Origin of the sequence: Buchnera aphidicola (Nurudea yanoniella) (assembly GCA_039829995.1) — a bacterium.
GTDB classification, from domain to species: Bacteria; Pseudomonadota; Gammaproteobacteria; order Enterobacterales; family Enterobacteriaceae; genus Buchnera_B; species Buchnera_B aphidicola_AV.
This window is the reverse complement of record CP140036.1, coordinates 596100-608857: the sequence shown is the minus strand read 5'-3', so window position 1 is coordinate 608857 and position 12758 is coordinate 596100. Positions and strand designations below refer to the sequence as shown.

Annotated in this window: 11 protein-coding genes and 1 tRNA gene; 7 read left to right on the top strand and 5 right to left on the bottom strand. The window is 23.5% G+C overall.

The genetic code is table 11. From position 1 onward, the window contains the following. Positions 1-295 precede the first annotated feature (295 nt). Genes U0T64_02825 through der form a run of 3 tightly spaced genes read left to right on the top strand, consistent with a single transcriptional unit; the run spans position 296 to position 2311 of the window. Complete coding sequence (locus tag U0T64_02825; GenBank protein ID XBC41267.1) at positions 296-886, top strand: tetratricopeptide repeat protein; 591 nt, start codon at positions 296-298, stop codon at positions 884-886. A gap of 52 nt (positions 887-938) precedes the next feature. Beyond that, positions 939-1151 carry a GTPase gene (locus tag U0T64_02820; protein XBC41266.1) on the top strand — a complete coding sequence of 71 codons (213 nt, stop codon included), beginning with the start codon at positions 939-941 and terminating at the stop codon, positions 1149-1151. Further along, entirely contained in the window at positions 1136-2311 is a 1176-nt protein-coding gene (gene der / locus U0T64_02815) for a ribosome biogenesis GTPase Der (protein XBC41540.1), read from the top strand. The genes U0T64_02820 and der overlap by 16 nt, the downstream gene beginning before the upstream one ends. A gap of 69 nt (positions 2312-2380) precedes the next feature. On the opposite strand, the gene fdx is transcribed toward der, so the two are convergent. The 5 genes from fdx to U0T64_02790 all read right to left on the bottom strand — a co-directional run bounded on the left by fdx (position 2381) and on the right by U0T64_02790 (position 6650). Further along, positions 2381-2707 (bottom strand): ISC system 2Fe-2S type ferredoxin, encoded by a 327-nt coding sequence (gene fdx, locus U0T64_02810; GenBank protein ID XBC41265.1) that lies wholly within the window; start codon positions 2705-2707, stop codon positions 2381-2383. 114 nt (positions 2708-2821) lie between these two features. Then, on the bottom strand, positions 2822-4372 hold the full coding sequence (hscA, locus tag U0T64_02805) for a Fe-S protein assembly chaperone HscA (protein ID XBC41264.1): 1551 nt from the start codon (positions 4370-4372) through the stop codon (positions 2822-2824). Positions 4373-4391: 19 nt separating this feature from the next. Then, positions 4392-4904 carry a Fe-S protein assembly co-chaperone HscB gene (gene hscB / locus U0T64_02800; GenBank protein ID XBC41263.1) on the bottom strand — a complete coding sequence of 171 codons (513 nt, stop codon included), beginning with the start codon at positions 4902-4904 and terminating at the stop codon, positions 4392-4394. A gap of 122 nt (positions 4905-5026) precedes the next feature. Next, on the bottom strand, positions 5027-5413 hold the full coding sequence (gene iscU / locus U0T64_02795) for a Fe-S cluster assembly scaffold IscU (GenBank protein ID XBC41539.1): 387 nt from the start codon (positions 5411-5413) through the stop codon (positions 5027-5029). Between the two features lie 22 nt (positions 5414-5435). Further along, positions 5436-6650 carry an IscS subfamily cysteine desulfurase gene (locus U0T64_02790; GenBank protein XBC41262.1) on the bottom strand — a complete coding sequence of 405 codons (1215 nt, stop codon included), beginning with the start codon at positions 6648-6650 and terminating at the stop codon, positions 5436-5438. A 265-nt stretch (positions 6651-6915) separates the two neighbouring features. Here U0T64_02790 and U0T64_02785 point away from each other — a divergent pair. From U0T64_02785 to U0T64_02770, 4 genes are all read left to right on the top strand, one after another. After that, positions 6916-6988: transfer RNA gene (locus U0T64_02785), tRNA-Trp, on the top strand. A gap of 280 nt (positions 6989-7268) precedes the next feature. Then, positions 7269-9104 (top strand): dihydroxy-acid dehydratase, encoded by a 1836-nt coding sequence (gene ilvD, locus U0T64_02780; protein ID XBC41261.1) that lies wholly within the window; start codon positions 7269-7271, stop codon positions 9102-9104. A 95-nt stretch (positions 9105-9199) separates the two neighbouring features. Continuing rightward, the gene (gene ilvC, locus U0T64_02775; protein ID XBC41260.1) at positions 9200-10672 is read left to right on the top strand and encodes a ketol-acid reductoisomerase; all 1473 of its coding nucleotides are present in this window, start codon (positions 9200-9202) and stop codon (positions 10670-10672) included. A 97-nt stretch (positions 10673-10769) separates the two neighbouring features. Beyond that, entirely contained in the window at positions 10770-12686 is a 1917-nt protein-coding gene (locus U0T64_02770; GenBank protein ID XBC41259.1) for a UvrD-helicase domain-containing protein, read from the top strand. Positions 12687-12758: the final 72 nt, after the last annotated feature.

Below are 12758 nucleotides of genomic sequence, written 5' to 3'. Positions count from 1 at the left end.
ATAAATATATTTAAGTTATATATAAATATATTTAAGTTATATATAAATATATTTAAGTTATATATAAATATATTTAAGTTATATATAAATATATTTAAGTTATATAGATATATTGCATCTTTTATTTTTACAAAAATATTAACTTCAAAAAATCGCCATATGCATATAAAATTCTTGAAACTTAATACTTAAAAAAACTTGCATTTATCTAAATATCCTAATATTATAATTCTTAATTCTTTAAAATTTTATTTTTTACAATAAAACTTTTAATATATTAAAATATACATATGCAATGAACATAGACTATACTTTTAATAAAGTTCAAAAAAATAGTATATTAATTTTTTTAATATTTTTTGTTTTTTTGTTTTTTTATTTTTTTAAATTTCACTCAAATATTAATTTTGATAAACAAGAATATGAAAAAATAATTCAAGAAAGTAATTTTAATAAAAAAAACTCAATAAAAAATGTTATTAAATTTATTGAAAATAACCACAATAATGTTTATAGTACTTTGGCTTCTTTGTATTTATCAAATATGTATGCAAAGAATAATTTTTTGTACTATGCTATCGTGATATTACAAAAAAATAAAAAATATATATTTGATGAAAATATTTTAAATATAGTTACTTTAAATATTGCTAAAATGCAACTACACTTAAATGATAAAAATTCAGCACTAAAGACTCTTGATGGTATTACATGTATAACTTGGAATAGCATTAAACATGATATTAAAGGAGATATATTTATTTCAAGAAACAATGTTAAAAAAGCTATTTCAGAATGGAAAAAAAGTATTTATTATCAAAATAAAGAAGAACTTAAAGAAATCATTAAAATAAAATTAAAAAATTTTGAGCAAAAATACAATTAATTTTTAATTTAAAATAAAAAATTATCAAATTAATTATAATTAGGTACTTATTATGCTTTTCACAGTTACATTAATTGGAAGAACTAACGTTGGAAAATCTACTTTATTTAATAAATTAACGTCTTCTAATAATGCGTTAACATCAAATATTAAAAATTTAACTCGAGATCGAAAATATGGATATTTAACGATTAAAGATGATAAAATTGTTATTATTGATACTGCTGGAATTAATTATAAAAAAAAAAAATCGATAGAAAAATAATAGAACAAACAAAATTTTCAATTCAAGAATCTAATTTAATTTGTTTTTTAGTGAGTGCTAAAGATGGATTAGTAAGTGAAGATTTAGATATTTCAAATGAAATACGATCTTATAACAAAGATGTTTTAGTTATAGTTAATAAAATAGATGGAATGGATTATGAATTTGTAGCATCAGAATTTTATTCATTGAAATTTCCAAATATTCATTGTATTTCAGCTACTAATGGGATTGGTATAATTAGTTTAATTAAAAAAATCTCTTCAGTTTTTTTATGTAATTCTTCACAATATAATTATGTAAAATATTCTCATTGTATACCTTTAGAGGAAGAAAACGAAAATATACGAAAAAAACACGATGCTAGTCTTATCAAAGTAGCTGTTATTGGAAAACCGAATGTTGGAAAATCTACTTTTATAAATAATATTTTAAATCAAAATAGAATGATTACTGATGGTAATCCAGGTACAACTAGAGATAGTATTTGGAATATTACTACATATAAAAAGAGAAAATATATTTTTATCGATACTGCAGGAATAAGAAAAAAAAGTAAAATTATTGATTATATAGAAAAATTTTCAGTCAAAAAAACAATCCATTCAATTAAGTTAGCTAATGTTGTCATTTTGATTTTAGATGCTACCAATTCAATATCTAATCAAGATTTAAAGTTATTTAATCATATTGTTAATAGTGGTTGTGGTATTATAATAGTATTTAATAAATGTGATAAAATTTCCGAAATTGAAAAAAAAAATATTATTCAATCGAAAGAAATAAAAATTATGCATATTGGAATAATATATTTTATTTCTTCTATTAGAAAATTAAAAACAAATGAAATTTTTCAATCAATTGATAGAATATTTAAATATTCTATAAAAAAATTCAGTACTTCGAAATTAACAAAAATTATGCAATTAGCAGTAAAAAATCATCGACCATCTGTTATTAAAGGAAACAAAGTAAAACTTAAGTATGCTCATTTAGGAAGTAAAAATCCATTAACTATTATTATACATGGAAAAAAACTCGAATATCTTTCAAGTACTTATAAAAAATATTTACTTAATTTTTTTATAAAAATGTTAAAAATAATAGGAAATCCCATACATTTTTCTTTTAGAAATAGCGAAAATTCTTACTTTAAATAGTATATACAAATATTATCTTTAAATTTATTATGGAAGTTTTTTACTTGTATTTAATTAATTTGAACAATGTTAAAATTGATTTATAGTATATATAGGAATTTCAATTTCTATATCTTGGTCCCTTATTTGAGCTTGACAGCTTAAACGACTATCTAATTGAACTCCCCAAGCTTTGTCAAGAATGTCTTCTTCCTCTTCTTTGCAAGCCGATAAAGAAAAATACCCTTTTTTTACGAAACAGTGACATGTAGTACATACACATGATTTATTACAAGCATGTTCAATATTTACGTTATTTCGTAATGCAACTTCTAAAATTGTTTCTCCTGGTTCAGCTTGGAAAATTCCACCTTTTGGTAATAATATTTTGTGAGGAAAAATTTTAATTTTTGGCATAGTATTTATTCTTGTATTTTTATTTAGTATTATTAATTTTTAATTATAAATTGTAATATATGGAAAATAAAAGTAAGAAATATAAATTATTTTCATTTTTTGTTTTTAGCAAATTCATTTATTTTCTTTCATATTAAAACTTTGTAATTCACAACATTCATATATTGAATTAATAGAAATATTTTTTTTAATATTAGTAGCTTTTATTTTAGCAGTAACAGATAAAATCCCATTTACATCTATTTGAAATTTTACAATAATAATAGTTTGACCAGCAGGTTTTATTGGAATATTAGATAATATAAATTTAGATAAAGATTTGCATTTTTTTACAGTTTTTTCTTCACCTTGTAAAATATGAATTAAAATAGATTTTTGTCCATCTTTAAATGTAGTGAATTCTCTTTTTTGAGAAATAGGAATTTTTGTATTTTTGAAAATTATTGTTTCTACTATACCTCCCATGACTTCAATTCCTAATGATAAAGGTACTACGTCTAATAATAATATATTATTTTTTTTATTTTTTTTACTTAACATATTAGCTTGAATGGCAGCACCTATCACTACAACCTTATCTGGATCGATTGAAAAAAGAGGAAATTTTTTAAAATATTCCATAACATATTTCCTTATAATTGGAATATATGTAGATCCTCCTACTAAAACAATATTATCGACATCTTTTACAGAAAGATTAGCAGATTTTAAGGCTAATTTGCAAATATTTAATGTTTTTAAAATAATAGGTTTAATTATGTTATGAATTTCTATGTGAGTAACTTTAATTTTTATTGATTTAAATGTAACGGCAATAAAATTTTTGAAACTTAATTGAATTTTTATTAATTTGACAAGATTTAATAGTTCTTGCTGTTCTGATAAGTTATATATATTTAATGATAAAAATTTATTTTTAATATAATTTAATAATAAATAGTCAATATCATCACCTCCTAAAAATGTACTTCCAGAGGTAGATAATACTTCAAAAATCTTTTTATTTAAATTAAGAATAGAGACATCAAATGTTCCGCCTCCTAAATCATATACTACAGTAATACCTTTGTTTTTTAAATGTAAACCATAAGCAATTGCAGCCGCTGTTGGTTCATTTAAAAGACGTAAAACATTTAAATTAATTAACTGTGCTGATTTTTTTATGCTTTGTCTTTGTATATCATTAAAATGTGCAGGAACTGTTATTACTACTCCATGAATATCCTTTTGAAAAAGTGAAATAGCACGGTTTTTTAATTCATATAAGATCTGACTTGATACATCAATGATATTTACAATGGAATTATTTACAATAAATGAAACTGTTTTTTTTTCGTCTTCTTTAAAATTATACTTTAAATAAGGATATAGTTTTTTAATTTCTTTTAAAGAAAGTCCAATTAAACGTTTTACCGAAGATATTGTATTAACAGGATCACATACATTTTTTTCTTGAGCGTTCCATCCAACAATAGGTTTCGAATGATTGTAATTTACTATTGAAGGTAAAAGATCGCGATCTTCTTTATCAGATATAATAATAATTTTTTCGGATAAAGCTGTTGCTATTAATGAATAAGTAGTTCCAAAATCAATTCCAAAAGATATATTTTTTTTATGTGTAAGGATTTTGGAATTATACATAACTTTTTTAATTTTAATCATATTTTTTCCAATTTAATATTTAAATTTGATGTATATTAAATTCGTTTATTTTCTTTTTAATTTTTTTATAAAATAAATATTTATATAATGTTGTCGCTGCTAAATTCCAATTCTTTTGATTTAAAAAAATTTCTACATTTAATAAATAATATTTCTCTTTCTTTTTAATTTCTTTTGTGAAATTGTTTAATTTTGATTCATTTTTACTTGATTTTTTTAACGTATCTAATTTCTCGTATACTTTTAATTGCTCATGTAAAAAGTTTTTTTTAAATATGTTATTTTTTTTAAGTTCAAAATTATATGAATTTAAACGTAATAGATATTTTGCCCGTTCAATAGGATCTTTAAGAATTTGATATCCTTTATTTATATCTATTGTTTTTCTTAAAAATTTATTTTTTTCAATTTTTGAAGAACTATGATTTGCATCAGGATGATATTGTTTTTGTAATTTATGAAATTTAAGTAAAAGCTTTTTCATATTAATTGTAAATAATTCAGGTAAATCAAATAATTGAAAATAATTCATATACTTTCCAGATTATGTATAATTTAATGATTCTAAGTTATTTTAAACGTGTTGAAAAAATATATTAAAATTTTCAACACGTTTGTATTTTATTTAAATTTTTCCATAGATATTTTAAAAATTTATTTATTTTTATTTTTATTTCTATAATCTGTAATTGCTGCTTTAATAGCATCTTCAGCTAAAATAGAACAATGTATTTTCACTGGAGGTAAATCTAATTCTTCAGCTATATTAGTATTCTTAATTTGTTCAGCTTCTGATAAAGATTTTCCTATAACCCATTCTGTAATTAAAGAACTAGAAGCTATAGCTGATCCACATCCATAAGTTTTAAAACATGCATCTTTAATAATTTCATTTTCGTCTACTTTTATTTGTAACTTCATTACATCGCCACATGCTGGTGCTCCTACTAAACCACTTCCAATATTGTTATCAGAATTTGAAAATGAACCTACATTTCTTGGATTTTCATAATGGTCTAATACTTTTTTACTATAAGTCATCTTTTTTCCTGATTTAATTATATTAATCATAATTCCATTTTACAGTATCTAAGTTTATTCCAGATTTAAACATTTCCCAAAGAGGTGATAAATTTCTTAATCGATTAATAGATTTTTTTACTAGTTGAATGGTGTAATTTATTTCCGAAATAGTTGTAAAACGACCAATTGAAAAACGAATAGAACTATGAGCTAATTCATCTTTTAAACCTAAAGATCGCAGTACATAAGAAGGTTCTAAACTTTCAGATGTACAAGCTGAACCCGATGATACAGCTATATCTTTTAAAGCCATAATTAAAGATTCACCTTCTACATAATTAAAGCTCATATTTAATATATGAGGTGCTCCACATTTTAAATTACTATTTAAATGCACTTCCTCAATATTTTTAAGACCATTCCAAAGATGGTTTCGAAGATTTATTGTATGAATATAATCTGTATCAATATTTTTCTTAGCAAGAGCACATGATTCACCCATACCAACAATTTGGTGTACTGGTAACGTTCCTGACCTCATACCTCTTTCATGTCCTCCTCCGTGTATTTGTGCAGATAATCGGACACGAGGTTTTCTTCGAACATATAATACACCAATACCTTTTGGACCATAGATTTTATGTGCAGAAAATGACATTAAGTCTATTTTTGTTTTTTGTAAATCGATATGTAATTTTCCTATACTTTGAGTAGCATCGACATGAAATAAAACTCCATGTTTATTGCAAACTTCAGAAATTTTTTTTATATCTTGTATTACCCCAGTTTCATTATTTACATGCATAATAGAAATAAGTATTGTTTTTTCACAAATGCTATTTTTTATCTTTTCTAAATTAATTATGCCATTTTTTGAAGGATTAAGATATGTTACTTGAAATCCTTTACTTTCTAGATATTTGCAAGTATCTAAAACAGATTTATGTTCTGTTTTAGTTGTAATTATGTGATTTCCTTTTCTTTTATAAAATTCAGAAACTCCTTTAATTGCTAAATTATTAGATTCAGTAGCTCCTGAAGTAAAAACTATTTCTCGAGAATCTGCATTAATTAACTCAGAAATTTGATTTCTTGCCACATCAACGGCTTCTTCTGCTTTCCATCCAAATTGATGTGAACGAGAAGCGGGGTTTCCAAACGCATCTTTTAATGTTAAAAATTTTATTATTTTTTTCATGACTAAAATGTCTACTGGAGTAGTAGCTGCATAATCCAAATAAATAGGAATTTTCATTAAATTATACCTGTTATTGTTATTTTTAAATAAAATGTTTTTTTTTATTTATTATTGTTGTAATTAAATTTTATTATAAAATAGAAAAAATATTTATAAGTAAAATCATCTTTTTATTCAAGTGTATATAGAAATAATTTATTTTACTGAAAATAATTAAAAATACTGATTTAGAATTAAGTTGGTACTAGACTTGATTTATATTTAATAGTATAATTAAATTGTTAATATTTTAATTTTTTGATAGATTTAAGGTAAAAAAATTAGGGGTGTAGTTCAAATGGTAGAGCATCGGTCTCCAAAACCGAATGTTAGGGGTTCGATTCCCTTCACCCCTGAAAAAAGTTGTGAAATATTTTTTATTATACTTAATAAATAATAACTTAAATCAAATAAATATATATAATTAAAATTTTCTGTGAAATTTTAGAATAACTTTTTAAAAATTTTTTATATTTTAATTAGCATAAAATATCAATATATTTTTAATAATTATTTAAACACTTAAATTATTTATGCCCTTTCTTCTTAATACACGTATTTTAAAAAAAATTACAATTAAAAAATTTTAATTAATAAACTCCAATTTCTGAAAATCAAGTTACTTTAGGAAAAATTATGCCGCGCTATCGTTCTTTTACAACGACTCAAGGACGAAATATGGCAGGAGCAAGATCTTTATGGAAAGCAACAGGAATGACAGATTTAGATTTCAAAAAACCTATAATTGCTATTGTCAATTCTTTTACTGAATTTGTACCTGGTCACATTCATTTGAGGGAATTAGGAAAATTAGTTTCTGATGTAATAAAATTAGAGGGAGGTGTAGCTAAAGAATTTAATACTATTGCAATAGACGACGGAATTGCTATGGGACATTCTGGAATGTTATATTCTCTTCCTTCGCGAGAACTAATAGCAGATTCTGTAGAATATATGATTAATGCACATTGTGTAGATGCTATGGTTTGTATTTCTAATTGTGATAAAATTACACCAGGTATGTTAATGGCTGCTTTTCGTTTAAATATTCCATGTGTATTTATTTCTGGTGGTCCTATGGAATCAGGGAAAATCTCTATAAATAATAAAGTTAGAAAAATAAATTTAGTTGATGCAATTATATATAGTGCTGATTCAAAATATTCTCAAAAATTAGTTGATGAAATTGAAGATTCTGCTTGTCCTACTTGTGGTTCTTGTTCTGGTTTATTTACTGCTAATTCTATGAATTGTCTTACTGAAGCATTAGGTTTATCATTACCTGGAAATGGAACATTATTAGCAACGCATATAGATAGAAAAAAATTATTTGTTGAATCAGGAAAATTAATTGTCAAAATAACTAAAGATTATTATGAGAATAATAATATTAATGTATTACCAAGAAAAATTGCTTCTAGAGAAGCTTTTTTAAATGCTATGTCTTTAGATATTTCTATGGGAGGATCAACTAATACTATTTTGCATTTATTAGCTATTGCTCACGAAGGAAAAATTAATTTTAAAATATCAGATATTGATTATTTATCTAAAAAAATTCCTAATTTGTGCAAAATAGCTCCTAATAGTTCTATATATTATATGGAAGATTTTCATCGTTCTGGAGGAGTAATAGGTTTATTAGCAGAACTAAATCGTATTAATTTATTAAACAAAAATACATATAATATTCTTGGACTAAATTTAGAAACAATGTTAAATGAATATGATATTTTAACTACAAAAAACACAAAAGTAATTAATATGTTTCGTGCAGGACCATTAGGGAAAAAAACAGTAAAACCATTTTCTCAAGAATATAGGTGGAAATCATTAGATAGAGATCGTCAAAATGGATGTATTCGTTCTTATAAATTTGCATTTAGTACTGATGGAGGAATAGCTGTATTATATGGAAATCTTGCAAAAAATGGTTGTGTTGTTAAAACAGCTGGAGTTAAAAAAAATAATTTAATATTTAGAGGATGTGCAATCGTTTTTGAAAGTCAGGAAGATGCAGTAAAATCGATTTTGAATGGAAAAATTAAAAAAGGCCATGTAATTGTAATACGTTATGAAGGTCCTAAAGGAGGTCCTGGTATGCAAGAAATGTTGTATCCTACTACTTATTTAAAGTCAACCGGATTAGATGAATATTGTGCTTTGATAACTGATGGTCGGTTTTCCGGGGGTACTTCTGGTTTATCTATTGGACATATTTCTCCTGAAGCAGCAAATTTAGGAATTATTGCTTTAGTAAAAAATGGTGATTTTATAAATATTAATATTCCTGAACGAATAATAAATTTAGATATTACTTCTGATGAATTATTAAAAAGAACCATTAATGAAGAGAAAAGAGGAAAATTTGCATATACTCCTATGTGTAGAAAACGCGATATTTCATCATCTTTAAAAATATATTCGCTATTTGCTACTAGTGCTGATCAAGGTGCAGTAAGAAAAATATAATTTAAAAATATTTATTGTTATTTTTATTTTTTTTAATTAATAACATATCTTTAAGATATAGTCATATTTCTATTCTACAAAATTATTGAGATTTTATGAAAAATTATTTTAATTCGCTGAATTTTCGTCAAAAATTAATTAATTTGCAAACATGTCAATTAATGAAAAAAAGTTTTCTTTCTGAAGAAAATAATATTTTAAAAGGAAAGAATATTGTTATTGTTGGATGTGGTTCTCAAGGTTTAAATCAAGGATTGAATATGCGTGATTCTGGTTTATGCATTTCTTATGCATTACGAAATAGCTCTATTTTAAAAAAAAACCAATCATGGATTAATGCTATAAAAAATAATTTTTTAGTTGGAACATACGAAGAACTTATTCCTACAGCAGATTTAGTTATAAATTTAACTCCTGATAAACAACATAATAATGTTGTTACATTATTACAGAAGTTTATGAAAAAAAATTCGATTCTTGGTTTTTCTCATGGATTTAATATTGTTGAATTTGGTCAATTAATACGTAAAGATATTACAGTGATTATGGTTGCTCCTAAATGTCCAGGAACAGAAGTACGAGAAGAATACAAAAGAGGTTTTGGCGTTCCTGCTTTAATTGCTGTTCATTCTGAAAACGATCCACATAATATTGGATTTGAAACAGCTAAATTTTGGGCTATTGCAATTGGAAGTCATCATGCTGGAATTTTATATTCATCTTTTATAGCAGAAGTAAAGTCAGATTTAATGGGAGAGCAAACTATTCTATGTGGAATATTACATGCTAGTTCTTTAGTATTTTATGAAAAATTAGTACTTGAAGGAAATGATCCAAATTATGCAGGAAAACTTATTCAATCAGGTTGGGAGGTAATTTCAGAATCTTTAAAACATGGAGGTATTACATTAATGTTAAATAGATTATCTAATACTGCAAAAATTAGAGCATGTGTGCTTTCAGATAAATTAAAGGTTATGTTTTTGCCATTGTTTAGAAAACATATGGATAACATTATTTCAGGAGAATTTTCTGAAACTATGATGTATGATTGGAAAAATAATGATGAAAAATTAAAAAAATGGAGATTAGATACACGTAATTCTAACTTTGAAAAATGTGGAAATTATGATCAAGAAATATTAGAACAGGAATATTTTGAAAATGGATTGTTAATGGTTGCTATATTGAAATGCGGAATTGAACTATCTTTTGAAATTATGATAGAAACAGGAATTAAAGAGGAATCTGCATATTATGAATCTTTACATGAATTACCTTTGATAGCTAATACTATTTCTCGAAAACGTTTATATGAAATGAATTTGGTAATATCTGATACTGCCGAATATGGAAGTTATTTGTTTTCACAATCAGCAGTACCTTTACTTAAAGAATTCGTACGTAAATTAAAACCAGGTGATTTAGGACAAAAGATTTCTAATTCAGTATTAGATAATATAACTTTAAATACAATTAATTATAAGATTGCAAGTCATCCTATAGAAATTATCGGGAGAAAATTAAGAAAATATATGAAAAAAAAACGACCTATTAAATTCAAATAAAAATTTTAAATGTTTTAAATGTTATTGATAATTTAAAATTTTATAATGAAAATGATATAACCTTAATTTTTTTAAAATGCATATTATTATATATTTTATGGATCTAAACATTAATCAAAATAAAGCTGTGAACTATGTTTCTGGCCCTTGTTTAGTTTTAGCTGGAGCTGGATCAGGAAAAACTCAAGTAATTATAAAAAAAATTGTTTACTTAATAAATGAATGTTATTTTAATCCAAATAATATTTTTGCGATTACTTTTACTAATAAAGCAGCAAATGAAATGAAAAATAGAATTTCTTGCTATTTATCTCAAAAAATTGCAAAAAAAATTACCGTTTCTACATTTCATTCATTAGGATTAGAAATTATCAAATCAGAATTAAGTCATTTTTCTATTAAATCTAATTTTTCAATTTTTGATGAACAAGATCAAATGACTGTTTTGAAAAATATTATAAAAAAAAATGATCAAGCATTTCTTAAAAAAATTCATAAAGTTATCTCTAATTGGAAAAATACACTAATAGATTTTCATAGTGCAAAGATAAACTCTAAATCTACTGTAGAAAAATTATATGCTCATTACTACGAATTATATCAATCATATCTTAAATCACATGATGTACTAGATTTTGATGATTTAGTTTTTTTGCCTGCATTGCTATTAAAAAAGAATAATTTTTTAAGATTAAAATGGGGAAAAAGAATAAAATACCTATTAGTAGATGAGTATCAAGATACTAATACTGTTCAATATGAATTAATAAAATTATTAAGTAGATATAATTCTAATTTTACATTAGTAGGAGATGATGATCAATCAATTTACTCTTGGAGAGGCGCGAGAGTACAAAATTTTACATTATTAAAAGTAGACTATCCAAAATTATATGTAATAAAATTAGAACATAATTATCGTTCTTCAAGAAGAATTTTAAAAGTTGCTAATTTCTTAATAAAAAATAATTTTCATATTTTTAAAAAAAAATTATTTTCTCAGTTAGAATACGGATCTTTTATTAATGTAATATCTTTAAAAAATGAAGAAGAAGAAGCTAAATTTGTATCTCAAAAAATATTATTTCATAAATTTCTGCATAATACTAAATACCGAGATTATGCTGTATTATATCGAAATAATAGTCAAGTAAAAATACTTGAAAAAATATTTGTAAACTTTAAAATTCCGCATTATATTGGTTCCAATTCTTCCTTTTTTTCACGACCTGAAATTAAACATTTATTATCTTATTTAAAATTAATACTTAATTTAAATAATGATATGGCGTTTTTGAAAATAGTTAACTTACCTCCTAGAGGAATAGGTAGTATTACATTAAATAAACTTAAAAATTGGAGCAAAAAAAGAAAACAAAGCTTATTTTGTTCTAGTTGTGACATCAATTTAAAAAATGTATTAACGCTTCGTAATTTTAATGCATTAAATAATTTTACAATGTTAATCATAAGATTGAAAGAAAGTATTTATTCTGAACCAAAAAAAATGTTAAGTAATTTTATTTTCGATATAAAATATGATCAATGGCTTTTAAAAACTGTTAAAAACGAAAAAATATATCAAAAAATTATAAAAAATATATATACATTATTAAATTGGATTTCTGAATTAATATGTAAGTATGATAATAAAGTTAATATGTTATTTGATATAATTACTCAATTCATTCTTAAAAATGAATTACACGATAAAAATATTAGTGAAGATAAAGTTCAATTAATGACATTACATGCTTCTAAGGGATTAGAATTTTCTTATGTATTTATAATAGGTATGGAGGAAGGAATTTTACCACATTATAATGCTATTCATCATAATGTTGATGAAGAAAGACGATTAGTTTATGTCGGAATAACTAGAGCGAAAAAAGAGCTTTTTTTAAGTTATTCTAGAATTCGTTTTCAATATGGAACAATGATTTATACTAAACCTAGTAGATTTTTATCAGAGTTACCTAAACATGATTTATTATGGTATACGAAAAACATTTAATATAAAATTTTGAGCTTTGAAAATATTTTTATACAGAAATTTTATGATAATTTTAAATAAAGTCTTTAAAAT

What these genes read in the sequence shown, in the direction of transcription:
- ilvC (XBC41260.1), top strand. Translation starts at nt 9,200, where the DNA reads ATGAAAAATTATTTTAATTCGCTGAATTTTCGTCAAAAATTAATTAAT.
- hscA (XBC41264.1), bottom strand. Translation starts at nt 4,372, where the DNA reads ATGATTAAAATTAAAAAAGTTATGTATAATTCCAAAATCCTTACACAT.
- U0T64_02790 (XBC41262.1), bottom strand. Translation starts at nt 6,650, where the DNA reads ATGAAAATTCCTATTTATTTGGATTATGCAGCTACTACTCCAGTAGAC.
- ilvD (XBC41261.1), top strand. Translation starts at nt 7,269, where the DNA reads ATGCCGCGCTATCGTTCTTTTACAACGACTCAAGGACGAAATATGGCA.
- iscU (XBC41539.1), bottom strand. Translation starts at nt 5,413, where the DNA reads ATGACTTATAGTAAAAAAGTATTAGACCATTATGAAAATCCAAGAAAT.
- hscB (XBC41263.1), bottom strand. Translation starts at nt 4,904, where the DNA reads ATGAATTATTTTCAATTATTTGATTTACCTGAATTATTTACAATTAAT.
- U0T64_02825 (XBC41267.1), top strand. Translation starts at nt 296, where the DNA reads ATGAACATAGACTATACTTTTAATAAAGTTCAAAAAAATAGTATATTA.
- U0T64_02770 (XBC41259.1), top strand. Translation starts at nt 10,770, where the DNA reads ATGGATCTAAACATTAATCAAAATAAAGCTGTGAACTATGTTTCTGGC.
- fdx (XBC41265.1), bottom strand. Translation starts at nt 2,707, where the DNA reads ATGCCAAAAATTAAAATTTTTCCTCACAAAATATTATTACCAAAAGGT.
- U0T64_02820 (XBC41266.1), top strand. Translation starts at nt 939, where the DNA reads ATGCTTTTCACAGTTACATTAATTGGAAGAACTAACGTTGGAAAATCT.